The 24,322-nt window shown below is 53.5% G+C and carries 18 protein-coding genes and 1 pseudogene; 5 read left to right on the forward strand and 14 right to left on the reverse strand.

Going from position 1 to position 24,322, the window contains the following annotated elements:
• A pseudogene (locus tag MWU60_RS14080) lies at positions 1 to 710 on the forward strand (hypothetical protein); the annotation flags it as partial.
• Between the two features lie 187 nt (positions 711 to 897).
• Here MWU60_RS14080 and MWU60_RS14085 read toward each other — a convergent pair.
• The 8 genes from MWU60_RS14085 to MWU60_RS14120 all read right to left on the reverse strand — a co-directional run bounded on the left by MWU60_RS14085 (position 898) and on the right by MWU60_RS14120 (position 11,936).
• Positions 898 to 2,787 (reverse strand): DUF262 domain-containing protein, encoded by a 1,890-nt coding sequence (locus MWU60_RS14085; RefSeq protein ID WP_247228028.1) that lies wholly within the window; start codon positions 2,785 to 2,787, stop codon positions 898 to 900.
• Between the two features lie 11 nt (positions 2,788 to 2,798).
• Positions 2,799 to 4,292, reverse strand: a complete 1,494-nt coding sequence (locus MWU60_RS14090) for a hypothetical protein (RefSeq protein ID WP_247228029.1) — start codon at positions 4,290 to 4,292, stop codon at positions 2,799 to 2,801.
• On the reverse strand, positions 4,289 to 5,695 hold the full coding sequence (locus MWU60_RS14095) for a restriction endonuclease subunit S (RefSeq protein ID WP_247228030.1): 1,407 nt from the start codon (positions 5,693 to 5,695) through the stop codon (positions 4,289 to 4,291). Before MWU60_RS14095 ends, MWU60_RS14090 begins: the two co-directional genes overlap by 4 nt.
• A 29-nt stretch (positions 5,696 to 5,724) precedes the next feature.
• A complete protein-coding gene (locus MWU60_RS14100) occupies positions 5,725 to 8,076 on the reverse strand; it encodes an N-6 DNA methylase (protein ID WP_247228031.1) in 2,352 nt (783 codons plus the stop codon).
• A gap of 705 nt (positions 8,077 to 8,781) precedes the next feature.
• Positions 8,782 to 9,663: a DNA adenine methylase gene (locus MWU60_RS14105; protein ID WP_247228032.1), complete on the reverse strand. Its 882-nt coding sequence runs from the start codon at positions 9,661 to 9,663 to the stop codon at positions 8,782 to 8,784.
• Between the two features lie 67 nt (positions 9,664 to 9,730).
• Positions 9,731 to 10,525 (reverse strand): hypothetical protein, encoded by a 795-nt coding sequence (locus MWU60_RS14110; protein ID WP_247228033.1) that lies wholly within the window; start codon positions 10,523 to 10,525, stop codon positions 9,731 to 9,733.
• 204 nt (positions 10,526 to 10,729) lie between these two features.
• Positions 10,730 to 11,017 (reverse strand): hypothetical protein, encoded by a 288-nt coding sequence (locus MWU60_RS14115; protein WP_247228034.1) that lies wholly within the window; start codon positions 11,015 to 11,017, stop codon positions 10,730 to 10,732.
• Positions 11,018 to 11,270: 253 nt separating this feature from the next.
• Entirely contained in the window at positions 11,271 to 11,936 is a 666-nt protein-coding gene (locus MWU60_RS14120; protein ID WP_247228035.1) for a DUF3987 domain-containing protein, read from the reverse strand.
• Here MWU60_RS14120 and MWU60_RS14125 point away from each other — a divergent pair.
• On the forward strand, positions 11,935 to 13,227 hold the full coding sequence (locus MWU60_RS14125) for a bifunctional diguanylate cyclase/phosphodiesterase (protein WP_247228036.1): 1,293 nt from the start codon (positions 11,935 to 11,937) through the stop codon (positions 13,225 to 13,227). The two genes, MWU60_RS14120 and MWU60_RS14125, sit on opposite strands and share 2 nt — an antisense overlap.
• Before the next feature lie 397 nt (positions 13,228 to 13,624).
• Here MWU60_RS14125 and MWU60_RS14130 read toward each other — a convergent pair whose 3' ends face one another.
• From MWU60_RS14130 to MWU60_RS14155, 6 genes are all read right to left on the reverse strand, one after another.
• Positions 13,625 to 14,632, reverse strand: a complete 1,008-nt coding sequence (locus MWU60_RS14130; RefSeq protein WP_247228037.1) for a zinc-binding dehydrogenase — start codon at positions 14,630 to 14,632, stop codon at positions 13,625 to 13,627.
• A 51-nt stretch (positions 14,633 to 14,683) separates the two neighbouring features.
• Entirely contained in the window at positions 14,684 to 15,619 is a 936-nt protein-coding gene (locus tag MWU60_RS14135) for an ABC transporter permease (RefSeq protein ID WP_247228038.1), read from the reverse strand.
• On the reverse strand, positions 15,616 to 17,124 hold the full coding sequence (locus tag MWU60_RS14140; RefSeq protein ID WP_247228039.1) for a sugar ABC transporter ATP-binding protein: 1,509 nt from the start codon (positions 17,122 to 17,124) through the stop codon (positions 15,616 to 15,618). Before MWU60_RS14140 ends, MWU60_RS14135 begins: the two co-directional genes overlap by 4 nt.
• Positions 17,121 to 18,821 carry a hydantoinase B/oxoprolinase family protein gene (locus MWU60_RS14145; RefSeq protein ID WP_247228040.1) on the reverse strand — a complete coding sequence of 567 codons (1,701 nt, stop codon included), beginning with the start codon at positions 18,819 to 18,821 and terminating at the stop codon, positions 17,121 to 17,123. The genes MWU60_RS14140 and MWU60_RS14145 overlap by 4 nt, the downstream gene beginning before the upstream one ends.
• Entirely contained in the window at positions 18,818 to 20,845 is a 2,028-nt protein-coding gene (locus MWU60_RS14150) for a hydantoinase/oxoprolinase family protein (RefSeq protein ID WP_247228041.1), read from the reverse strand. Before MWU60_RS14150 ends, MWU60_RS14145 begins: the two co-directional genes overlap by 4 nt.
• A gap of 63 nt (positions 20,846 to 20,908) precedes the next feature.
• Positions 20,909 to 21,895, reverse strand: coding sequence for a sugar ABC transporter substrate-binding protein (locus MWU60_RS14155; protein ID WP_247228042.1), 987 nt, complete (start codon positions 21,893 to 21,895; stop codon positions 20,909 to 20,911).
• Between the two features lie 77 nt (positions 21,896 to 21,972).
• Here MWU60_RS14155 and MWU60_RS14160 point away from each other — a divergent pair, with 77 nt between their 5' ends.
• Genes MWU60_RS14160 through MWU60_RS14170 form a run of 3 tightly spaced genes read left to right on the forward strand, consistent with a single transcriptional unit; the run spans position 21,973 to position 24,321 of the window.
• Positions 21,973 to 22,722 (forward strand): GntR family transcriptional regulator, encoded by a 750-nt coding sequence (locus MWU60_RS14160; protein WP_247228043.1) that lies wholly within the window; start codon positions 21,973 to 21,975, stop codon positions 22,720 to 22,722.
• Positions 22,719 to 23,822 carry a Xaa-Pro peptidase family protein gene (locus MWU60_RS14165; protein ID WP_247228044.1) on the forward strand — a complete coding sequence of 368 codons (1,104 nt, stop codon included), beginning with the start codon at positions 22,719 to 22,721 and terminating at the stop codon, positions 23,820 to 23,822. Before MWU60_RS14160 ends, MWU60_RS14165 begins: the two co-directional genes overlap by 4 nt.
• The gene (locus MWU60_RS14170; protein ID WP_247228045.1) at positions 23,815 to 24,321 is read left to right on the forward strand and encodes a GAF domain-containing protein; all 507 of its coding nucleotides are present in this window, start codon (positions 23,815 to 23,817) and stop codon (positions 24,319 to 24,321) included. Before MWU60_RS14165 ends, MWU60_RS14170 begins: the two co-directional genes overlap by 8 nt.
• Position 24,322: the final 1 nt, after the last annotated feature.

A 24,322-nucleotide genomic window follows, 5' to 3' on the forward strand; every position in this document is an offset into this window, starting at 1 on the left:
CTGGAACCCATCGGGAATATCCCGCCTGCAGAAGCCGAGGCAAACTTCTACGCGGCTCTGGAAAGATCAGACATGGCCGCGTAACTAAGACAAATCAGCCTCCGGCAAACCCGGCGCGGTTCAATCGCGCAATCATCGCTTTCTTCATCATGACAGGCGCACGGGTGAAGGCAACGACAACGCTCAAACTGAAGCGGGTGAATCTTGAGGAGAGGACCGTGTTGCAAGATGCCCGCGATGTGGACACCAAGGGAGCAAAGACGTTCCTAACGGCGTTCTACGTTGCTGAGCCGGACCTATGGGAAGCGTTTTGCAATTGGGTCGCATACCTCTACGATCAAAAGCACTTCGGGCCTGAAGACCCATTGTTTCCAAAAACCGGTCGAGAACGAGATGAAGATGGCAACTTCACGTCAGACGCTGTCACAAGGGCGCACTGGTCTCAGACTGGCTCTGTCCGGTTGATAGTCAGGAGTGCATTTCTGAGGCTCCATATGCCCGCCTATGGCCCACACAGCTTCCGCCACATGCTTACTCATGTCGGCATGGACATCTGCCTCACGCCGCGTGCGTTCAAAGCGTGGAGCCAGAACTTTGGGCATTCGGATGTAACAACAACGTTCAACAACTATGGCACGCTCACAAACCGCGAACAGGTGGATGAGATCAGGATGTTGTCCCATGAAGATCAAACTCGATTAAGCAGTTAGCCAAACAGGATCGACATTCGCTTAAAGCCACATTAGCCGCCGCTACGCGGTAAACAGAACCAGTCGGAGTCTCAGCACTTTCCAGGGTTCAATAAACCGTCAATCAAGTCGAAATTCGACAAGTTATCGCCAACTTTTCCGTGAGCGCGGCATTATGGGCGTGAAACCGCCAAGGAAATTCAAGCAATCACTCATTGCTTGTTGGTGCGTTCCAGCGACTGACAATCACGTCGCCAATCGCCCCGGCCCTCGCTTCAATGCTCTTTTCGGTCCAGTCTTCTACCTTCGCGACCATGCGGTTTAGGGCAAGCAGCGAACTGGACAGCTTTTCACGCTTCTTCACCCAACCGGCGTTACCCAAGCTTGGGTTCAGTGACCCCGTTAAGAGCGTGAGATTTCCTATTGTGTCCACTGCTTGAGCGCGGGTTTCGACCAGACCTTTCGTAGCGTCATCCATGGGCATACCCGCAATCATCGCCTCGAAACTTGATTCGTGGGTTGCATTGCTTCCATCACTTAATGGCCAATGTTCAGCCCACTTGCGGGGTATCACATGTTCGATGGTCAAGTCTGAGGTCGAAACGGTCATTTCGTCGAATTTGTCGCGAAGACCGTATTCCACGTTTTGAAGGATGAACCGAAGTCGGGGTGTCGGGATCACCGCGTAGGCTTTGCGACGCAGCACGGCTTCCTTCACTTGGACGTCCGTCGGCATTCTCGATATGTCGCCTGTCATCGACGCCATGTGCGCCTTAAAGGCGTTGAATGCATCCGGAGCGGATTTTGCGGCACGGATGAAACTTGTTGTGACCTTGTTATAGTTCTTAGTGGTCAGGCCGCACAGTTCGCGGCGGACCAGATAGCTTTCAAGAAGCCCAAGGATTTTTCGTTGTTCACTTTCGTCGGGAACGTAGCTGAGCACCCATAGAACGAAGGGATGAAACGTAGATAAGTCCCAAGTCTTCAAGACATTGGATATGCGCCCAACTATAGAACCCTCTTTAGCCTCTTCAAGAAGCCGATAGTTCTTGGCATGGCCGATAAGCACATCCAGTTCTTCCGCAACTGTCGGAAAGGCGCGGTCGCGGGCATAGTGCTGATATTCGGTTGCGATCTTACCGATATTGGCGTCCCTTGCGGTTTCAGCTACAACCGTATGTGCTATCAGGTGATCTGCTCGCGCCCGCTTGAGTCGCCCTTGCCGTACTTCGTCTGACCAAAACGGCTCTTCGAATAGCTTCCACCGACCATCGAATAACTTTTCATCGTCTTCCCCAAGCTTGCGTGCACGGTGGAAGACGCTGTTTCGGATAAGATCGAAAGGCATAAGCGGCTTGCCCAGCCCGTTCAGAGAAGCAAAAATCTCTTGCGCGTCGTCGTTCTCGTCCAGTTGAATAATTACGATTTGAAACCCCGCGAGAAAGCCTTCAAGCAGTGCACCAAGAACGGCCTCGGCATCGTCGCCCACCTCTACGCGATCAGTAACGAAGCTAGCTATTTCTGTGTATAGATGCTGGTAGGCGAGCAAAAGCTTGGGTGTGCCACCCTTTTTGATACGCCCCGTGCCGTGAAAATACATTGGTGTGAATGAGGCTACGACTTCGGCGTATTCTTTGGTGGCAATCCTCTGGAACAAGTCGCGGTCATATGCTGACGACCAAAGCTTGAAGCGCTCCTTTTCGGCGTCCTTCATGCCCTTGTTTTCGTCGTTGAACAAATAGGTGTTTGCAACTTCGATTAGGCGCTTGTTATCCAGTTTGCGAGCTGCCTCACGAATTGCGGCAAGCACGATCTGAAACGTCGTTATCCGTTGTTGGCCATCTACTAGAAAACGAAGCGGCACTACTCCAAATGCTTGCTTGCTCGGTTCAGCGTATATTATCGCGCCGAAATAGTGGGGCAGTGGCGTGCGGTCTTCCTCCAACCGTTCAACGGCCTTGTCGCGAAGATCATCCCACAATTTTGGAATTTGTTTGTCAGCATCCGTTTCCCACTCATAATGGCGCTGATACACAGGCACGACCCATTGTTGCCGTTGCCCCAGAACAAAATTCAGATCGTGGGCCTTCGCGTCCATTCTCTACGTCCTCACATTAAACCATAAAACTTTGAAACCTGCTCCTTCACCGCCTCGCGAAGCTTGTTGGTGTCGTTCAGGCGCAATTGCTTGATCCCAGCAATGTTGAATCCGATATCCTTCTTCACGTCACCAATCGAACCATTGTGGATCAGAAGGAAGTTCTCATGGGCAAAGCCTTTGCCTTGGTTCAGTCCCATGAGGTAACCAATTTCCTGATAGACGTTCTTATTTCCGTGCGTGAGGTCTGCGATCAGAAGGCCAGAATCTTCGATCAGACGTAACACTTCAGCGTTGATTCCGTAGGAATAGCCGGTGTCAAATTGGTCGATACGAATTGGCCGAATTTCGATGTCGAGTTCGTGGGCCTTGTTCAGATCATCGACCGCGCTTTTGATGGCGTCGAAGTTGGGCTTGGTGTCTTCGCTGAACTGCATAGATACAAACACTTGACGTTTGCGCGATTGGGCAATCTTGCCGAAAATCTTAACTAAGTCCGCAGCGTGGATCGATTGCAGTTCGTATTGGTGCGTTCGCAAGACCCAATTTGTAAACTGTTCGTAGGTGCCCCGTGACCGGTCGGCACTCAACTGGAAAAACATGAACGCAGCAAATAGTCCTTGCGCCGTTGATGTCTGCAAACGTTTGTCGCTGTAGGTGTCATTGATGTGTTTTATCGCTTCAAAGACGGCTTCACTGTCTAGACTCGCGGTTGGGTCAATTTGTTTGCGTACGTCTTGTAATGACTGGATCAACACCGACCTGGTGCATTCATTCTGTCCCGCACACTTGCCGAAAACGCTCTTCAGGTTGGAAAGGTATGTAAAGTCCAGCCGGTCTTTGAGTTGGCGGCATTGAAGGTACTCCGGCCCAAAGCGATCATTCAAATCGCTATTGGAAAAGTCTTCTGTGGCGTCTACGATCCCCTTGAACACCTCTTCAGAAGTGAGCGGCAAAGCCTTGGAGTTGATGTTGTGGAATAGTGCCTTTTCGTTGCGACGGGCGTCCTTAGCGTTACCGAAAAACACCAAGCAAAAGGGTGCAACGTAACGGTCGAATTCCACGTCTTTTAGTGCCTCAAACGCGCTGAGTCGATGGTTGCCATCGATGCGTTTGAACAGCTTTTCGCCGTCCGGCATGCTGATTTCATAGCGGGTTAGATCGGCGCTTGAACGGGGCTTTCGCGGCTTGATATCTAACCCATTGGTGTTCGATTTGAAGGGCTGGCCATCCCGGATCAATTGGAACGGATCGCCGCCCGACGGTGCACCCGATTTGTCGTAATCGACGTCCAACTGAACGGACAGGATGATTTCAGGGAAGAAGAGATATTCGCCGTCATTGAAGAACTTCCTGATCTCTTTCACGTGCTCAGGCTTCAAATCGCGTTGATAGGCGTTGTCGGCAAAAGAGCATTTGGCGATATCTGCCAGCCGGGCATAGCCACGAACCGTTAGAAAGCCGCCGATTGAGGGAGCAAAGGCACCATTGAAAACTGTGCTCATGCCGCATCCCCCAACAAGATCGCTTCAATTTCGGCTTTGGCCTTATCAAGTTCAGCGTTGGCTTCTTGGCGAAGGGAATTGGCTTGATCAAAGATTTTGCTAATTTCACCTGCGATTAATTGCTGCTTTTCAACTGAAGGGACAGGTATCGCCAGCTTACGCAGTAGATCGACATTGACGCCGGATTGATTGTTCCAATTCGTGCAAATGCTGTAGAAAACCTTTAAACGCTGATAGGTGTTCAGCACGGCGGTCAGATATTCCGGCACCAGTACCGCTTCGTTGGTCAAGATACGCGTAATATGATTGGAACATACGAACGGGCCTTCGATATCGAAGAACGATGTTTTTCCAACTTGCTCTTGGCTGTTGGTGTTGTTGAAAAGCACTTCCCGACGGTTCAGCACATCGGTTGGCCGTTGGGTGAGAATGCTTCGATCAAGATAGACATTGCGATCAAACTTCAACTGACGATCTGCGCCGATGTTCGTTGGCCGTATTTGAATGATGCCATCGTCATCGTGAAGTTGCATGTCGCCACCGGCTGCAAAGCCAGTTTTCGCCAAACGGCAATAAGTGCCAAGGTGTCCACTCGGCGTTGGCGAAGCTTCTATAGCATGCCAAAGCTTGAACGAATGGAAGAGCGGATCAAATCGCCAACCACCAAGTTCATGGGCGTTCGTGCGGAACATGCGGTTGCCTATAGTGTTTTCCAGTTCTGCCGGAAGCACGATGCCAAGTTCAGAAAGCAGGTAGTCATCGATAGAGGCAAGCAGCGCGCCGGCCTTATCCAAGGCCACTTTGCGACGAGAGTTCCCGTTGTCCAAGACTGACAATATTGCTTCGTTGTATATGATCGGGATGGATCGAAGGGCGGGATAGTCGAGTGCCGGTCGTGTTCCCCCTGTTGCTCGGCGTGTGGCCAACGCTTCACCAATGTCGGTGTTAAGGAACGCAGCAAGCGCCCGGCTTTCCAGCCTGCTTCGGGTTTTTGCGCGTGCAATATGCTGATTGATGTTGCCCACAAAACTTACCGGCGGCACTGACGAAACGGCCATACGGCCAACGCCCGTGATCTTCACTAAAAGGTCATTCTCTTGAACATGGCTACGCGCAAGCATTCCGTTGTGCGTTGACTCGTTGATCAATTTGACGTCGTTTGTATCAAGATCGCCATTCATATTTAGGTTCTGCACCCGGATGAAAGGAATGCCCGTTTCAGGGTTGTCGGAATAATAAAGTTCCTTCTCTTCTGCCTTGGGAGTCGCCCCGCTTGCCATTGCTAAGCAAAAATCTCGAAGCTTTCTGTTGGTCCTTAAACGCACCTTTTCTTCCAACCGCACAAAGTGCGGAAGGTAGAAGCGGGCATCATGCCTGCGTTCAAGTTTGCCCCAACTGACCATGAAGAACCGTTCTTCATCGACGCCGGGGCTTAGGCAAAAGGGCGCGGCGCCCCACTTTCAATGTGTTGGATGAAGTGGCTCAGTTCACTGGAAACTGTATCGAGTTCATTCGCTCCTGTTGGTCGCCCCGTTGCGTCGTAGCCAATGTCTTCAGCAATCGCCATGAAGATTTCATAGTCGGCGACTTTCGCCTTCACTTCGGTTAAGAACTCGTCGTTCAGCGTTTCTCGGAAGGTGGCAATGCGCTCGTTGTATTCTTCCGATGTTGCTGTTTTCCATTGCTGATAGGCTTCGCTGACCTCATGTGCCTTCTTGGCCTTGTCCGCTTCGGCCTTCAGCTTGCGCTTTGCATCCGCTGTCAGATTGCCTTGGGCGTCCAATGCATCCAGCTTGGCCAGTAGCTCTTGGTCGATATGCTGAATGGTGGCATCACCCTTCTTAAGCTTCGAGGCTTTTTCCTTGATCAGTTTTTCAAGCGCCTTGCCGCCGTTCTTGCGTGCATGGATATCGTCTTGCGCCTTTTCCTTGGCGCGCTGAATGGCGATTGTGGTTGCTGCGTCATGCTTGCGCAGAAAAAGGACCGAACTTTTGACGCCCGCGCCATTGGCCGCAAAGGCAAATTGTGGAAGCGATACGACGCTTACAATGCGCCAATGCTCTTCGATCCAATCGCGTACATATTGCATGCTGGAATTGGTCAGGATGCTATCGGGTATGACCATCGCCATATATCCGCCGGGCTTCAGGAAGCGGTGGCATTGTTCGATGAACAGCACTTCGGTAGTCTGTTGGTCGCGCGCCTTGTCCAAGAGGGTGCGGCGGATGAAGTCTTTTTCGCCAACCTTCTTCTGTTTGACGGTTACGTTCTTCAGCTTGGCGTCGATCCAATCGACGTCCTTACAACCGAGATCATAATCTTCGAGATAGCGCTTTTCGTTCAATTTTACTTTCGCGCCGAAGGGCGGGTTGGTGATGATGTAGTCAAAGCTATTCGGTTTGAAGCCTTGGTTCTTAGTCCGGGCGCGCATGGTATCGATTGGTTCAAGCCCGTCAAAGGCGATGACGTTGGTATGCCCATCATCATGGATGATCATGTTCATCTTCGCCGTACGGGCGATGCCTTCGGAAATCTCAATGCCAAACAAGTTGTTTTCGGCGAAGTCGTGCCAATGCTTGTGATGCTGGACCGATGCCATTTCGAAGTAGCCCTCATCGGCCATCTGGTCGGCCTCACGGCGCACCTTATCCAGCGCATGCAGCAAGAAGCCGCCGCTGCCGCATGACGTGTCGATTACGACGGAATCATGATTGATCGGCAAGGCATCGACGATGAACTTGACGATGTTGCGCGGGGTAAAATACTGACCAAATTCGCCCCGGAAGAAGCCGGTCATGAAGGTTTCGAAAGCGCGGCCCTTGCTATCCAAGTCGGTCTTTCCAAGGTCTGTACCGGCGAGATAGCCGACGACGGTTTGAAGCTCCGAATTGGAAAGGCGGATATCCTCCTTGAAGACTTCTGGGTCTTTGTCGCGGCCCTTGTGGTAAAGTGCTTGAATGCGCTTTTTCAGATCGTCACCCTTGTCGTCAGTGAATACCTGAAACTCGTAGGGTTCGCCCGGCTTACGATTAGTCCGTTCATCCCAAATCTTACAGAAGATGAGTTTGTCGAGTTCGTCGAAGGCTTCAGACGGGTTACGTTTGCCGCCTGCCCACAATGCATCATGGGCTTGCTTGAACTTGCGCGTCAGTTCATTTTCTTCGACGATCTCAAGTTCAAAACCATCTTTGCCGCCCTTGGTGTATTTGGCGCGCGAAGCCTCTTCCTTGCCCTCTTTGGGAAGGTCGGCAATGCGGTTATCGATGCGTTCAGCGCCGCCGAAACCGGATACCTTGAAGTAATCGTTGCGGATGCCTGATGTCATCCACATGAAATCGGCTTTCAGTGAATTGGCGTATCCGAAGCCTTGCTCGACTGCCTGATCCAACTCGCCTTGGCTAGCCTCTTCGCGCTTGCATTCAACCACAATGTACGGTGTCTTCTTGGCTTTGTCCTTGAAGACAACGATATCCGAATGAATGTTGGGGACGCGGTGCGGAACTGTGAATTCGATATCGATTTGTTCTTGTGAGTAACCGTAGTCGAGTACTAGCGAAGCGTAGGCGCTTGCGCGAACGAACTCTTCAGGATCGCCAAGCCGATATTTCTTGTTCAAGGCGACATAGATGACGTTCTTTTCATCTTCGTCTAAGGCGATGATGCCGCCCTGCAACGCGGCTTCGTTTTCGCGCTTGAAGCGATCCAGATTTTCTTCGTATGCCATTACTATCCATTCCCGTTCGAGTGTTTCGCAGCTACGATCGCTTTTGACTGTATAACTCACAGTTCAGGTTCTTCTACTGCCATTCCTACCGAATCTGCCGACGCAGCAAATGTCCGGCCTTGCGGCCAAATTGCAAAAGCTGGTTGCGACGTCTGCCGAAAGCTTAGACTCGTTTTGATTCATGACCGTTGGCAAAGAGAAATCCAAAAATCCTAGCCTGCCGTGGTATTAAATGTGGTATAAAGTATGACTTTCTTCTTTTATTGCAATTTTCCCAGTACTTTAGTTGATATGTTAGGATGATCCCCAGTCCGCCACTAATAACATCCATACTCTCGCATTTTTATTAAATAAATAAGGCTTTTGACGCACTATCTGGGATGCGAGCCGCTTTGGCGGTCCCCATATCCGTCCCCATAAGTGGAAATGAGAATTGGTTTGGGTGCCGCCCCAATTCCCGCCCGAAGGAAAGGCGATTGCAACTGTCCGCCTACCTGCTGACTTCTTGGTTTCAAAGATTCAGGGGGGGTCTTCGAAGTGTGATGTCAATGCTTATGCTGACCCGACTATGTCATTTTGGCAGGTTTTTTACTGTCAGCGGACGTAAGGGAGGGGGGTAGTCTCATCTTAAGTGCATTCGCTTTAAGGACCGGGGTTCCCTTGTCGCGCCAATTTTTTCAAAAATTACCTTTTTTGATATCGACAGCCGACCCTGTTGTGTTCGGCTATCGCGGCTTCGAGTGAGCATTTCCAGCCTCTGGATTTTTAGGCCGCTCTGTACTGTGGAATGTTGATTTGCCGGTCCCGGATTTCAGACGGCACTTTGAGACCTTTAGAAACAATCAGTACTTCTGTGCCCTTGCGCTTAGTTTCGACTGAATAGTTGATATCAAAAGAGTATTGCCGCCGAGAGCGATACAATTTCGTAATTTCAGGAGTTTGGTCATAGGTTACAACCCAAGGGCGGTCGATTTGAACAATGGCATTTGCAAGAATGGCATGGTCATCGGGGTTGTAGAAGCTCGTGTATAGGCTTGACCCTTTCTTAAAATAAGGTGGATCGATGCATACGAAGCTCTTTTCAGGAAGCTTAGAACAATTCTGCTGTAAGAAGTCTAATGCGTCTCGGCGTGTGAGATGAATGCGGTCTCTGTACTTTGCTATACGACGGATGCGGTTTGCTAAGCCTTCACGATTGAAACGACAGTCGATCTTGTAGTTGCCACGTTGGTCCAAACCACCAATAACACCAGCGTCTTTGATTATTCCTGATCTATTGGTTCGGTTGAGATAGAATGCGGAAAAGCCAAGTGACAGTGGATCAGATAAGTCTTGGGACTTGAAGATTTCGCGCTGTATGTGCCATTCCGGAACGCACACCGGCGTTTTGTCAATCTTATAGCAGAACTCGTCGGGTTCGTTCAGTGCACTCCACCAAAAGGCCCATATAGCCGGGTCAACGTCGTTGAGGTGAATGTCGCTTACTTTGCCGGAAAACAAGAGCGACAGTGCAAGGCCACCCCCGCCTGCATAAGGTTCGGCATAGTTTTCAAGCTCAAGACGGTTGAGTTTTAGGAAGCGAGTTATGAGCGGCTCAAGGCAAGACTTGCCGCCGGGATATCTTAATGGTGATGCTGTCCGTGCCATGGCTTCAGTGCCTTAAAGTATTGCAGTTAATGGAACGTGTACCGGACCGCGGCAACGTCGGCCACTGTCAACGATCTGATGCTTCGGTCACCCGGTTAACAAGCTCCACGAGCAACTTTTCAATGACCTTAGAATCATTTATTAACTGTTCATACGCAAATCCCGCAGCTTCACCGTCATGTTTGGTACCATTGCCAAACTCTGCCACCCTTCCGAGAGCGGTTCTTAGGAACTTTGTCTTATCCTTATTGCCGAACCCCATTTCGGCTAGCCGAAGGGCGCTTAAGTATGACGTGAAGGAAGTTTTGGGGTCCCTTCCATCAAGAGCAGTCAAGCACTCAACCAGCGACCAAAATCCTACGTACATAAGTGGGCAGTGGTCTTTTGCGGAAACCTTTGTCAGCGAGTAATAGAGCTTTTGTAACTTGTAGTTCCCCAGTTTTGATAGGCCATCTTCCAGCTTTAGAGAGTGAGAAATCTTTGTGAGCACTTTGGGCTTTGTGGGTTTGGTGCCACTTGCTGACCTTCCACCTGACCCAAAGAGCACTTCTGGATCTTGCCGTTGGCCAGAAACGCCAACCTTTGCCAAATCGTCGTTAACGTAAGATTCTACTCTAGTCTTATTGAATTGATGGGCCTTAAACTCCTTGCCCACGATGTCCTCAAATAACTGGCCAAGAAGCTTGTCAAAGTCTTCCTTTGGAATCGTGGAAGAGAAGCCACTACTGGAACCCGTGAGGCCCAACATATTCTTGAAGACGGGATTACTTGAGAAACGCTGAACTATGGCTAGCTTCGCCTTACTATCGTCCGCGCTTATAAGCCCATTGTCTACACCGTAATCTATCAAGTTCAGTGGCAACCTGTTGGAACGGGATGAGGTCGTGGTCGTTCGCCTAGTCTTGACGTCAGAGTCCCAAGAGCTTCGCCCCCTGCCACCGTCTTTGCCGCCATGAATTCGGTCCAGCCATATCTGCACGTCATCACGGTTTGCGAATTCGGCGCAGAACCATTCAGTAAGCGGCGTCCATCCTTCTGACGCTACCTTGAGTCGATCTCTGTACTTTTATGGCGCACGGTCAGGGTCGTTCAAGAGCATGAGCGCGCAAACGCGTCGATTTCCTTCAAGAGCCACATACGCATTGCTGCCCTTTTTCATAACCGCAACAAGTTCTAGTGGATTCGGCCCAATTTCTCGGATGTCCTTTGCCAAGGTCAGGACGTCCTCATTGTCACAAAGCCAAGCGATGGCGTCGTCTTCGGACTCAAAAGGATTTGCCACTCTTGGGTTTTCTAAATCGAGAAATATTCGATTTGCGGAAATCATCTTCGCGTTTTTAAGGCCGTAACTCAATTCGTATTCTCCAATGGCACTATCCCCGAAACGTCTATGTTGGTGTGATTGGAGTCAACCTGCGGATAGCATTTTGCGCGGGGGAGTGACCCAAGAAAGCTGTGAAGGCGCGACTCTACCTGTGCCCCTAGGCGCTTGTGTGCAACACCAGTTCAATTATGGAATGGCGGGCGTTGCGACATGCGACACATCCCTCAGCCCCCGTAGAATATGACTTGTCGCAGATGTCGCGTGTCGCAGTGTCGCAATAGGATTATGCGGAAACCACCTTGTACGCCTCGTCTGTCTTGTGGCCATCCACCTCAGCACCGTCCCCCAGAGGCACTACCCATCCGTGACGTTCAAGGACAGCAAGAGCGGCCCGAACCTTGGTTGTGTTGCGCATAGAGGATGGGCCGCGCCGCACCAAAGAACGGACAGACACCACGTCCTGTGCCTTAGCCAAGAGCCACTGCCGCAAGGCCTCAGCCTCAGACAGCCCCTCAGGGACAGAGGCACCGCCACAGAGCCGGACAGCCTCTTTCAGGTAGTAGTCTGCCAGCGCAATGGCATTCCCCATATACCCCCCATTCACTTGGGCGGCCTCAGGGTGGGCCCAGATGGTCAGTACACCGGCGATGCGGCAAGCGTGTTCCGTGGCCTTCGATGCAAAGCCGGTGAAGCCCTCATAAGGCCCATCCGGGCGCTGGGCGCGTTCCACATCCATGTAGTAGGCCAGAACCGCATCACGGGCTTCTGGAGACAAGGGCAGTTCCCGGATATTCAGTTCCCGCTCTTGGCCGGTCCCTTCAAGGTGGCGCTTGAGGTCGTGAGAGGTGGCTGAACGTTCAGCATTCAACTTGCCAGCAACTGTACAAACAAGATGGGTGGGCTTGTTTGCCGGAACTTTTTCCAGAAGGATCACTGCGTCATCCAGCATGACCGGACTTGCCAACCGACGGCAGGCGGATGCCGATCTGCAGGAGATGACCGCAGCCAACGCCAAAGCGCAGACCGATTTTTGTGTGATGCAGGTCGATATCGACCGCTTCAAGACGATCAACGATGCACTGGGCCATGCGGCGGGCGACTTTGTCCTGACCACTGCATCAGCCATTTTCAAGGATTGCGCCGGGCCAAAGTCGCGTTGCTATCGGATCGGTGGGGACGAATTCCTGATTGTGTGGGCCGGCGTCTACACCACAGCACAAGCCGAAGCGATGGCCGAGCGGCTGATCCGTCTTATCAAGGCCCCGATGGATTTCAAAGGGCATCGTTGCAACGTGGGCGCCAGCATCGGCATCGCGCTGGGGCGTGACACCGGTTTTGATGCGATGCAGGCGGCGATTAATGCCGACCTTGCCCTTTATCAAGTCAAGCGGAGCGGTCGGGGCACTTACTCCTTCTTCACCGAAGATCTTGCCGATTTGACCGCGCAGACCAAGGCCCTGTCTGACAGATTGGTTCAGGCTATCGATCAGAAGAAATTCCAGCCATTCTACCAGCCGCAATTCGACGCGCGCACGCGGGTTCTGCGCGGGGTAGAGGTGCTTTGCCGTTGGCATGAACCGGATATGGGCTGGATCTCGCCCGGAGATTTCCTTGAAGTAGCGGACGATCTCGGCTTGGTCGGCACAATCGACGACATTCTCTTTGAAAAGGTCGCCGAAGACTTGGAGACCCTTGCGGCGCGGGGGTTGTCATTGCCGAAGGTCAGCTTCAACGTCACCGCTGATCGTCTGTTGAGGTCTGGTCTGGCGCATGATCTTTCGAGCCGCATCGGTATGCATACAACCATTGCGCTTGAACTTCTGGAGTCGATGTCATTGGACAACCCGCCAGAATCGGTACGCTGGGCCATTGACGAGCTGGCGGCCCACGGGATCGAGATCGAGATTGACGATTTCGGAAGCGACCGCGCCTCGCTTGCTGGTCTGATGGCGATCAATCCGCAGGCAATGAAGATCGACCGATCAATCGTGATCCCCATTGTCGAGTCTGTACGTCATCTGGACCTTGTTAAGAAGATCATCGACATCGGGGCTGCATTGAATGTGGAGGTCGTGGCGGAAGGTGTCGAGACGGAGGAACACGCCCTCCGGCTGGCCTCGCTGGGCTGCGATGTGTTGCAGGGTTACGGTCTGGCGCGGCCGATGCCGTTTGCCGATCTGATCGTGCATTGCGAAGCCTATGAAACCGGCACACGAGAGGCATCGCGCTCGATCGCCTAAGGCACAGAGGAAACTTAAGGAATACGGGCAACGAAAGCGAAGGATAGAACTGCGTCGCAGAGTTCGGCTTTTGGAAAGCTGCAGCGCGGCGTCAACACATGCGATGAAAGTCAGCTATGGGCCGCCCGCGAAGGCGACCCGATGTTTCTAGATCTCGGTGGACTCGGCGATTGCCAACGCATCCTCCAGTTCGACGCCTAAGCGCCCTCGGTCTCGGCATTCTGTTGATCATATCCGCCGTCTTTTTCAGCATCGCTGTCTGACGTCAGCGCCTATGGGGCCAAATCGTGTGATTTGCTAAGACAGTGTTTGTTGCTCATCGTAACCACTGAGGAGTGGCAGATGAGGAAGACAACGAAGAGCCCTGGCGAGAAGATCGTCAAAGACATCAAACGCTTTAAGCGCCAACCTCAATCATGACTTTGCCATGGCTCTCGCGCGGCGCACGCAGATACTCCCACGCCTCACGAAAGTCCTTCATAGCAAAGACCTTATCGACGTTCGGCTTGATCTTGCCCTCGGCCAGAGCTTTGTACATGAAATCAAGGCCGGTCTTTTTCGACGCCTCATCTTCGATGTAGTGAAAGAGTGAGTAAGGTTTGAATGTCGCGTTCGCCTGATAAAGGTCCATCATAGGCAACTGCGGCAGGTTTTCATCCAAGGTTCCATACGAGAATATCTGGGCATCCTTCGCCAGACATTGACTGTATTGCGCGATCATCCCGGCGCCTATTGAATCAAAGACAGCATGGACGCCTGTACCACCAGTGAATTCCTTGACAGCTTGCGGCAAGCCATCACCCTCACCAATATAGACGTGGTTTGCGCCACCTGACATGAGGTATTCGCGGTTATATTCGAACCGCGACGTACCGATCATGTTCGCACCCAGAAGATTGCCAATCTCTAGCGCAGAGTATCCGGCGGTGCTGGTGGCCGCAGTCACAAGGATATTCACGCCCGGTGCAGCCTTTGCAAGCTCGGCGATTGGATAATAGGCGGTCATGAATTGCATCCAAATCGACCCAGCCTCAACAGCGCTCAGGCCTTCAGGCGCTTTGGTCAAATAACGTGGTTCGCGAATGACGGTATCGCCGCTGGCGCCATTCATGTCGTAGAAATACGGCAATGAACAGTATCGCTCTCCAACCTCTATGCCGGCCACGCCTTCGCCGATCTTGTCAACAATGCCGACCGCCTCGCAGCCAATACGCGCTGGAAGCTGGCTGAAGTTAAAGGAATACCTTCCCTGCATCAGGTCCATGTCACCCCAGTTCAACGCGAATGCCTCAACCTTGAGACGTACCTCACCGGGTCCGGGCTCATTGGGGGTATATTCCCGAAGCTCGAGTCCCGAGGTTCCAGTGTATTCGGTGACGACCCATTCATGGTTGGTATTTGACATTGCTTTGCTCCTATTGGTTTTCCGTCTGGTATTGTCTTGCGAATGATTGCGTCATCGGCGTTGCCCAATGGCAGAGATGCCGACGGCGGCAAGAATGATCAGACCCATGGTCAAGTCACGGTAGAACGGATCGGCGCTCAGGATGTTGAAGCCGTTGTTGACAAGGGCGAGCAGGAAAACACCCGCAAGCGACCGCCAGATCGCACCTTGGCCGCCATAAATCGAAGTGCCTCCAAGAATGACGGCCGCAATAGCTTGAAGCTCCAACCCCTCACCAGCAGTTGCTTGCCCCAGCGCAACACGCGAAGTGCTGATAATCGCGGCAAGACCGGCGGCAAATCCTGCGATAGCAAATGTTGCGATCTTGACCCTGTCGGTGCGAATGCCTGACAGGATAGCAGCCTCTTCATTTCCACCCACTGACAGGATGCGACGGCCCAGGGTCGTGCGTGTCAAAAGGAAGGTCAGCGCCAGCGCAAAAATGACCATGATCCAGACAGAGTTGAACACACCCAGAAACTTGCCGCGCCCGAGCCATGTGAATTCATCCAACCGCACCGAGATAAGGCGCCCATCAGAGACTGCAACGGCGATCCCCTTGAAAATCAACGCCGTCGCAATGGTCGCAAGAAAGGAATGCACGCGCAGGAACGTGATGGCGAGACCATTGACATAGCCAAGTGCCAGCCCGACGAACGGTGCCAACGCGAGGCCCAGATAAGGATTGACGTTCAATGCGATCCACGCTGCGGTGACCGACCCCATGGCAAAGATCGCCGAAACAGAAAGGTCAAACCCACCGGCGATAATCACCAAGGTCATCGCCGAAGCCATGATCGCCAGCGGTGCGTTTTGGTTGAGGATATTCAACAGGTTACGTCCGGTCAGAAAACTGTCAGACAGAAGGGACAGTGCGACCATCAGGATCGCGATCAGGATCAGGACCGCATAGTTTTGCAGGAAAGTAAGTGTTTGTGCGCGGGTCATGCAACGATGTCCTTGGTGCTTTGGTGTTGAAAAAGTGCGGCAAGCACATCGGTTTCGGTCACGGTGTCGGGGTCGATTTCATCGACAATCCGGCCCCGATCAACCAGCATGACACGCGTCGCAAGGCCCAGGACTTCGTCAATCTCGGACGAGATGACAAGGATCGCGACACCTGTCGCTGCCATGCGTACGATCTCTTGGTGAATGGTTTCGCGTGCGCCCACATCAACCCCGCGAGAGGGTTCATCAAGGATCAGGACACGCGGTTTGTCTGCGATCCATTTGCCAATCAAAACCTTTTGCTGGTTCCCGCCTGAATAGTTCGATACGTCGCCGTCAATCGTCGCCGGACGGACGCCAAAACGATCAATTAGCCGCTTTGCAAGGCTGGTCTCGGCGCTGCGATCAAGCATGCCGGTCTTGGACAGGGTATCGAGATGGGGCAGCGATATATTTGCACGGACCGGCAATGTCATGACCAAACCCTGACCGCGGCGGTCTTCAGGCACCATCACGATCCCGGCTTGAGTGGCGGCACGGATTGTCCGTTTTGTCAGCGGTTTGCCTGCAATCTCAATTGTGCCTGTCGCCGGATCAGCGCCAACAATGGCGCGGGCAATCTCGGTCCGGCCAGCGCCGACAAGCCCGGCAAGCCCCACAATCTCACCCGCCCGGATTTCCAGCTGGTCAACCTGGGTACCATTTGGCGATTGCAGATCGCGCACGGACAGCATGACGGTACCATGATTACGCGGCTTGGGTGGATAGAGCGTTTCGGATTTGACGCCACCCAACATGGCCGAAACCATTGTTTCCTTGGTTTCGTCAGCAGTATCTGTGGTATGCAGCATCTTACCATTGCGCAGCACAGTCACACGGTCCGTCACATCAAGAATATCGTTCAGAAAATGGGTGACATAGATAACTGAGCGACCTTCATCGCGCAGCGTGCGCATGATGCGGTGCAGCTGATCCACTTCGGTTTTGGAAAGCGAAGAGGTAGGTTCATCCATGACAATCACCCGCGCTTTGCGCGCCAGTGCGCGCAAAATCTCGATCTTTTGTTGATCAGCAATTGTCAGATCGGCGGTAACGGCACGGGGATCAAGCCGGAGACCACATTCAGCCATCAAGGTCTCAAGGCGTTTGCTTTCGGTACCACGCAAGACACCGCGCCTGTGATCTTCAATGCCCAGATAAACATTCTGGGCCACTGTTAATGCCGGCACCAGTTGCAGTTCCTGATGCATGATGGCCACGCCGTTTTGAAGTGCTGTTGGGGTATCCCAGCGGTCCATGACGTGGCCATCAACGGCGATGCGACCAGCACTTGCACGGTAGTATCCGCCAAGCACCTTTCCGAGAGTGGATTTGCCTGCACCGTTCTCACCTATCAGCCCGTGTATTTCTCCGGGGCGGATATCAATGTTCACCCCGCTCAATACACTGACATCGCCGAAACGCACTTTGATGTCATGCGCTGACAGGATCGGCTTGCCGGTCACCTTATTACCGATGCCGACTGGTCAACGGTGCCATCGGGCTGGATGACAACACCGTAGTACGTTTTGGCGGCCTCTGGGCTGACAAGACCGCGACGCACATCGCGTGCGACATCGGCAAAGGCGCGCTGCATGGGGTCACCATTGCCGCCACCGCCGCCGGTTTTGCACTCGACGATTGTGCCTTCTGGCAAGGCGCTCGCACGCATTTTCAAAGGGTGATCCACGGTGCCATCAGGAAAGGTCAAGTTGATTTCAGGACCTTGGCCCTCCTGCCCACCGTTAAGGCCCCAGGCAGGCGTATTGGACCGTTCAAACCAGATTGCTCCAAAATTATCCTCAAGCATCTTGTAACGCCGGACAACGCCCAATCCGCCACGGTTCTTACCCGGTCCAGCACTGTCGGGACGCATTGAAAACTCTTCCAGCCGCACCGGGAACTTTGTTTCCATCACCTCGGCAGGAATGTTGCGGAAGCCACCGTTCACAAGATTGATCAACGCGCTTTCGCCATCACTGTCGGCGCGTCCACCCCAGCCACCGGCAGTGGGTTCAATGGAAATCCACTGGCCGCGTTTGGGGTCGACCGAGAAGAAGCCAACCACCATCGAGTCGCCATAATGCGCAGCCGTTGACCGCTCTGGCATGGCCTCGGACAGACATGAGATAAAGAGATCGGCCAGCAAGCCCAGCCCAGTGAAATACCACTCGCAGGCCGAAGGTTCGCCTGCATTGAAAAGACATTCTTCGGGCATCACAACATGCATCGTTTCAAACGCACCGCCAGTGATCGCACCTTCGGGCGAAATCATGGTCTTATAAGCAAGGCGTAGCAACGACTCTGTCTGACTGGCGCCGCAGTTGATTGAACCCGCAACAGGACCAGACGTGCCGGTCAGGTCAATGATCAGATCCTCATCCTTTACGGTCAGGGTCAACGCGACTTTCACAGGCTGATCACCCACACCATCATTGTCCAGATATCCTTCGCGGCTCCAGGTCCCGTTGGGCAGTGCGGCAATCGCGGCCTTGTCCATGCGGCGGGCCTGTTCAAAGATGTTCTGACAAGACGCCCGATATGTCGCGGACCCAATCTTGGACAGAAGTTGCCCAAGGCGCGTCTCACCTGTGCGGATGGCAGCAACCTGCGCGCCAAGATCACCAATGGTGGCCCCTTCCAAACGCGTGTTCAGCTTAAGATGGTCATACCATTCACGGATCGGTTTGCCTTGGCTCATGATGCGGGTTGGCCCAAGGCGCAGACCTTCTTGATAGATGTTCTGCGACGACATGGTAGACCCGGGATCCATCGCACCAATATCATTCCAGTGGGCACGGGCGGCACCAAAGCCAACCAGTTCTCCGTCATGGAAAATCGGACCAATGGCGGTGACGTCATGCAGGTGTGTGCCCTGCATATAACTGTCGTTCATGATGAAGATATCGCCTTGGTGGATATCGTCACCGTAGTAGTCTTTGACGTGACGAACGCAGACATCAATTGCGCCGATAAACAAAGGAACACCCGTCGATTGACCCAGCATATTACCGTGTTCATCCATCAACGCGACGGCGCTGTCCTTGCCCTCATAAATGATCGCGGAATGGGCAGAACGCCACAGCGAGGCATTCATATCCTCGGCGCAGGAAATGACAAAGTTGCGAACCACTTCGGTGGTGATTGGGTCTGCCCGGCTCATGCGGCGTCCTCCTTGGTCAGGGTCATGTGACCGCCTTCAATCAGCTGTGCCGTCCAGCCCGGCGGCAGCAGTGTGGTCGACGTCACTTCCTCGATGATCGCGGGGCCTTGCACGGCATCACCATCGTCCAGGGCGTTGCGGTCAATGATGCGGGTGGGATGTGCTGTGCCAGCAAACCAAACGTCCCGAGACCGCTCCGGACGGGCGGCAACAGGCAAAGGTGGGGCATTTGCAGGCCGTTCCAGACGGCCAAGGGCCGCAAGTCGGACATTGGCCATCTCAACCCGGTTTTCAGGACTGTTGTGACCATATTGGCGCAAATACGCGGCGTCGAAGTCAGCACGGATCTTGTCCATGTTGATCGCGCCTTCGGCAATTGGGATCGTCAGCACGTATTCTTGCCCAAAATAGCGGAAATCAATGGCCCGTTCAAAAGCGACACGGTCACCGGTAATGCCTTCATCCCCCAAGAATGTGCGACCGCGCTGCTCTAGCCCGGCGAAGGCCGTATCCAACGTTGCCACATCAATCTGATCCCAAAAGCTGTAAAGCGTCTCTTTGAAGTCGTGTTTCACATCCGTTTGCAACATGCCCCACGCCGAAAAGGCACCGGGATGCACGGGGATGATGACCTCTTTGATCTCAAGCTCTTGGGCCAAGGCTGCGGCCTGCGCAGGGCCGGCGCCCCCGAAGGCGACAAGCGAAAATTCACGCGGGTCGATGCCACGTTGGATCGTGATTGTGCGGATCGCATCGGCCATCTTTGCGTTGACGATGTCGATCACACCCTGCGCCATCTCTTCGGCATTCATGTCGAAGTCGTCACCCAGTTCCGCCAGAGCCGCAGCAGCTGCATCACGATCCAGTATCATTTCACCGCCGCCGAAATTGGCGCCATCAAGACGTCCCAAGACAAGGTTTGCATCCGAAACAACCGGTTCAGTACCACCAAGACCATAACAAACCGGTCCGGGCTTTGATCCCGCAGACTGGGGTCCGACACGGGCAGCACCGGCCTCTTTCCAGGCAATTGAGCCGCCACCGGCACCGATTACATGAATGTCCACGACAGACATTTGCAGCGGCAGACCCTCCAGCAATGCTTCGTTCGAAGTGGAAGGCAAACCGTCAATGACCAGCGAGGCATCAAAAGACGTACCCCCCATATCGACACAGATCAGATTACCGCGCCCCGTTGCCTTTGAAAGGGATTTGCCGCCAATTGCACCGCCGACAGGACCAGATAGCAGGGTTTGGAGGGGCGTTTGCGTGGCTGTCGCGGCAGTCATGACACCGCCATTGGATTCCATCACATGCAGCGATCCGCCATCGGGCAGCCTGTCACCCATCTCGTTTTGAAGGGTCGCGATGTATTTGCGGACAACCGGGGCCAGATAGGCATCGGTGACAGTGGTAGAGGTGCGCTCAAACTCGCGCCATTCTGGCGACACTTCATGCGACATGACCAATTGAACATCCGGCAACCGCGCTGCCAGGTAGTCGCGGACCGCGATTTCATGGGCTGCATTATTGAATGAAAACAGCAGTGAAATCGCGATAGCCTCATACCCTTCGCGTTTGCAGGCATCGACCAGCGTATCAAGGTCCGAGAGGCGCAACGGATCAAGTTCTTCGCCGGAAGCTGCAATACGACCCGCGACAGTGTAGGTATGTTCAAGCGGTGTCAGCGGTTCTGGCTTGTCCCACTGGATCGAAAAAATCTCGCCCCGGTTGTTGCCTTGGATCGTATAGATATCGCGAAAGTTCTCATTTGTGAGCAACGCCACCTTGGATCCTTTGCGGGTCAAAAGCGCATTCAAGCCAACTGTGGTACCATGAACAAAAAACGCGAGGGTGCCATCGGCGCCAAGAACCTGATCAATCCCTTTCAACACAGCCAACGCGGGGTTGTCCGGCGTTGACAGAACCTTGGCCGCACCGCAACGTCCGGTTTCCACGTCCTGATAGACGATGTCTGTGAAAGTGCCGCCAATATCTGCTGACACACGAAAATTCTTGCTCACGGTCTTGATCCTTTCGTGACGAAACTGAAGGCAGCATGCCGCCGCCTTCAGGTATTCACTTGCTTACTGTTCCCACTCGCCGCCAAAGTCTGGATTGGCTTCCAGCACAGCGGCATCAATCATCGCTTGGACGGGCCCGGCCTCATCCATATTGATGGACTGGACAACGTCCTTGCCTTCGATGGCATTTGCGATCTGTTCCATGGCGAGCGCGCCCATGGTTTTGGGGAAATAAGCCAAGGTCGCATCCCAACGACCCTCGCGGATAGCGTCGACCGCAATCGCGGCTGCCCCACCACCGGAAAGGTAGAGATCAGCGACATTCACCCCCGCAGCTTCAAGCGCGATTTCAACACCGACAAGGTGCTGGTCAGCGTTGGACAACACGACGTCAACATCCGGGTTTGCTTGCAGAATATCAGTCATTGCCTGCAAGCTGGGATCAGGTGAATAAAAGCCCTCACCAACGGCAACCACGTCGATATTGTTATGCGCGCCCAGTACGGATTCGTATGTTTCCAGACGCAAGTTATCAAAGGGAAAAATCTTGCCGCCGATCATGATGACCACACGACATGGGGCCTTGTCTGCGCAGTGATCGACAACCGCCTCTGCCTGTATCGTTGCACCAGCAACCGGGGGTGATGCGGCCGTCGTCGTGATGCCATCAACCTGTGGATCAAGCGAGTTCAGGTCAGGCCCGATTGGGAATAGCACGGTGCCGATGGGAATGCCTTCTGCAATGACTTGCTCGAATGCGCCCGCAATGCCGACTGAATCGTTGGGCGCCACAATCATGCCGACGTATTTGCCGGAGGCGAGCGCATCTTCGATCTGACTATACTGCAAAGCGGCATCAAACTGGCCATCCAGAATTTCTGTCTCATACCCACGCTCAGCGGCTATTTCTTGCACGCCTTCGTAAGTCGCTTGGTTAAAGCCGTTCTGCGATGTGGCCGCGAAATAGGCAATCGTGCCCTCAGCTGAAGCAGCACCAGTCATCGCGACCACGGATGCCGTTGCTACGAGTGATCTCTTTAAAGCTTTCATTTGGGTGACTCCCTCTTTTTTCAACCTTATTCGACTCAATGCTTGCACATTATGCAAACTTTATGCAAACTATTTCTATGGATAGCAAATCAACACCACCCCGAACGCAAGATGGCGAGACACCCAAAAAGAAGCGTGGCGCGCTTTTGGTTTATGAGCGCATGCGTGATGAAATTATGTGGATGCAGATCGAGCCGGGATCAGCGCTTGATGAGGTCGCTTTAGCCTCAAAGTATGAGGTATCGCGCACCCCTATTCGGGAGGCATTGTTGTTGTTGGCAAACGAAGGTTTCGTACAATTCCTGCAAAACCGCACCACCATCGTCGCACCTCTGACACTGCACAACATACCTGCTTTGCTCGATACATTCTTGTTGCTGGCGCGCGGTCTCTTGCGGTCTGTTGCAATGAACGGAACCGCCCGGCCAGATGACCTATCTGATTTCATCGAAACCTATCGTCACGGCTTGGCAGTGAACGACACCAGAGGCGCATTTGAAGCGCAGCTGGGGCTATACAAGCATCTGGCAGCCTTGTCAGAGAACAGATTTCTGGAAAAGTATTTCCTTGAAGCTCAAGATGCATCTGTTCGTCTCAAGCAACTTTATTTCTTTCCGGATCTAACCCCCTTGGAACAGGAAAAGGCGGTAAACCGACTACGCGCCGTGGTTGATGCCGTCACCCAAGCCGACCCCGAAGCAAGTGATGTCGCGGTCGTGCAGTCGATTATGTTTGAGGCCGGTATTGTGCAGCGTCGCCTCGGCCCCCGCTTTGGCCACAAGATGAGCATTGTCTCTCCGACGACTGTGACGGAACAACCATCATGACAATACCTGCTGACCGATTAGTACGAGCGTGCGACTTGCTGACAAAGGCAAATATCGACGCCGTTGTTTTGGTCCCAGGCTCAAATTTCAGCTATCTGACTGGTGTCCAAATGCACCTCATGGAGCGGCCAACACTGTTTGCACTGACCTGTGATGGCGGCAAGTTTGCCGTGATGCCCGCTTTGGAGCGACAGAAATGGGCGGCGGCGATGCCCGACGCCGAAACATTCTACTGGGAAGATGCTGACGGCCCAAACGCCGCTTTCGTGGCCCTGGCGGGCGCTGTCGGAACCCGTAACACTCTGGGCATCGAAGGGCTACGTATGCGGGCGGCAGAATACTTGGCACTGCGAAAGCACTGGCCGGTCGAAAGGCTGTGCGATGCTGATGGGGCGCTCACAGGCCTAAGACTGCTGAAAGATGCCACCGAAATCGCAGAGTTACGCCGCGCTATTGCGATCAGCGAGGCCGCATTGGGCGAGACTTATGACAATGGCATTGGCGGGCGGACCGAGGCCGAGATCGCAGGGCAACTCAAGGCGGCGATGCTGGCGCATGGTGCGACCGGCTTTGCGTTTGAACCCATCGTCTTGACCGGAGGTGCAGCAGCCGACCCGCATGGTGACGCAGGCGCGCGCGCGGTGAAACCGGGTGATGCATTGCTCATCGACTTTGGGGCAAGCTACGGATCCATGCACGCCGACATCACCCGAACGGTTTTTTGTGGGCACGCAAGTGACGATCATGCAGCCCTCTATGAAACGGTCCGTGCGGCCAACGCCGCAGGACGCAAAGCGACATACCCAGGTAACGCAGTTGGCGACATCGACGCAGCTGCCACCGATGTGCTGGCCGCGTCACCCTACGCCGACCTTATCTTACACAAAACGGGCCACGGTTTGGGGCGCGACGTTCATGAAGCGCCACAAGTGATGCGATCAAATCGAGCACCACTGCAAAAAGGCATGGTCATTACCATAGAGCCGGGCCTCTACCGCGCAGGCGACATCGGTGTGCGGATCGAAGACGATGTGGTCGTCACTGAAACTGGGTACGACTGCCTGACGCAATTCCCTCGGGAGCTTTCAGCCTATGACTGATCCATTTGCTACGTATTCAAATGAATTACGCGATGGTGCATGCGAAAACCCCTTCGCCGCCCTTGATCAGCTCTGCCAGGATGTCATTGGTCACAGACTGTTTTCCTGTTCGCATTTCTTCCTGAAGTCCGATGGCAAAAGCACTGCTGCGCGTGTCTACACAAGCGACGAGCGAAACTACCCAAGATCCGGCCTGAAAGACATTGTTCCAAACCGGTGGACCGGGATCGTCATCGACCGTCGCAAGACATTTGTTGCCAATTCCGTCGACGGCTTTGCGGATGTTTTCCCGGACCACGCTTTCATCGCTTCACTTGGACTGGGGTCAGTTATCAATCTGCCGGTCATCTTGAAGGGCGAGTTCCTTGGCACCATCAATCTGCTGCACAACGCCGACCATTATCAGCCTGAACGACTAAAGAGCATTGGGTCAATTGAAACTGCGGCGCAACTTGCCTTTGCTCTCAGCAGTAAACCTGCCAGCCCAGCGGCGCGCTAGG

The sequence above is a fragment of the Yoonia sp. F2084L genome (assembly GCF_023015625.1).
Lineage (GTDB): Bacteria > Pseudomonadota > Alphaproteobacteria > Rhodobacterales > Rhodobacteraceae > Yoonia.

Excerpts from the sequence above, each read along its gene's own strand:
- MWU60_RS14155 (WP_247228042.1), bottom strand. The coding sequence starts at position 21,895 with ATGAAAGCTTTAAAGAGATCACTCGTAGCAACGGCATCCGTGGTCGCG.
- MWU60_RS14130 (WP_247228037.1), bottom strand. The coding sequence starts at position 14,632 with ATGTCAAATACCAACCATGAATGGGTCGTCACCGAATACACTGGAACC.
- MWU60_RS14165 (WP_247228044.1), top strand. The coding sequence starts at position 22,719 with ATGACAATACCTGCTGACCGATTAGTACGAGCGTGCGACTTGCTGACA.
- MWU60_RS14085 (WP_247228028.1), bottom strand. The coding sequence starts at position 2,787 with ATGGACGCGAAGGCCCACGATCTGAATTTTGTTCTGGGGCAACGGCAA.
- MWU60_RS14145 (WP_247228040.1), bottom strand. The coding sequence starts at position 18,821 with ATGAGCCGGGCAGACCCAATCACCACCGAAGTGGTTCGCAACTTTGTC.
- MWU60_RS14135 (WP_247228038.1), bottom strand. The coding sequence starts at position 15,619 with ATGACCCGCGCACAAACACTTACTTTCCTGCAAAACTATGCGGTCCTG.
- MWU60_RS14090 (WP_247228029.1), bottom strand. The coding sequence starts at position 4,292 with ATGAGCACAGTTTTCAATGGTGCCTTTGCTCCCTCAATCGGCGGCTTT.
- MWU60_RS14120 (WP_247228035.1), bottom strand. The coding sequence starts at position 11,936 with ATGCTGGATGACGCAGTGATCCTTCTGGAAAAAGTTCCGGCAAACAAG.
- MWU60_RS14095 (WP_247228030.1), bottom strand. The coding sequence starts at position 5,695 with ATGGTCAGTTGGGGCAAACTTGAACGCAGGCATGATGCCCGCTTCTAC.
- MWU60_RS14125 (WP_247228036.1), top strand. The coding sequence starts at position 11,935 with ATGACCGGACTTGCCAACCGACGGCAGGCGGATGCCGATCTGCAGGAG.
- MWU60_RS14105 (WP_247228032.1), bottom strand. The coding sequence starts at position 9,663 with ATGGCACGGACAGCATCACCATTAAGATATCCCGGCGGCAAGTCTTGC.
- MWU60_RS14170 (WP_247228045.1), top strand. The coding sequence starts at position 23,815 with ATGACTGATCCATTTGCTACGTATTCAAATGAATTACGCGATGGTGCA.
- MWU60_RS14160 (WP_247228043.1), top strand. The coding sequence starts at position 21,973 with ATGGATAGCAAATCAACACCACCCCGAACGCAAGATGGCGAGACACCC.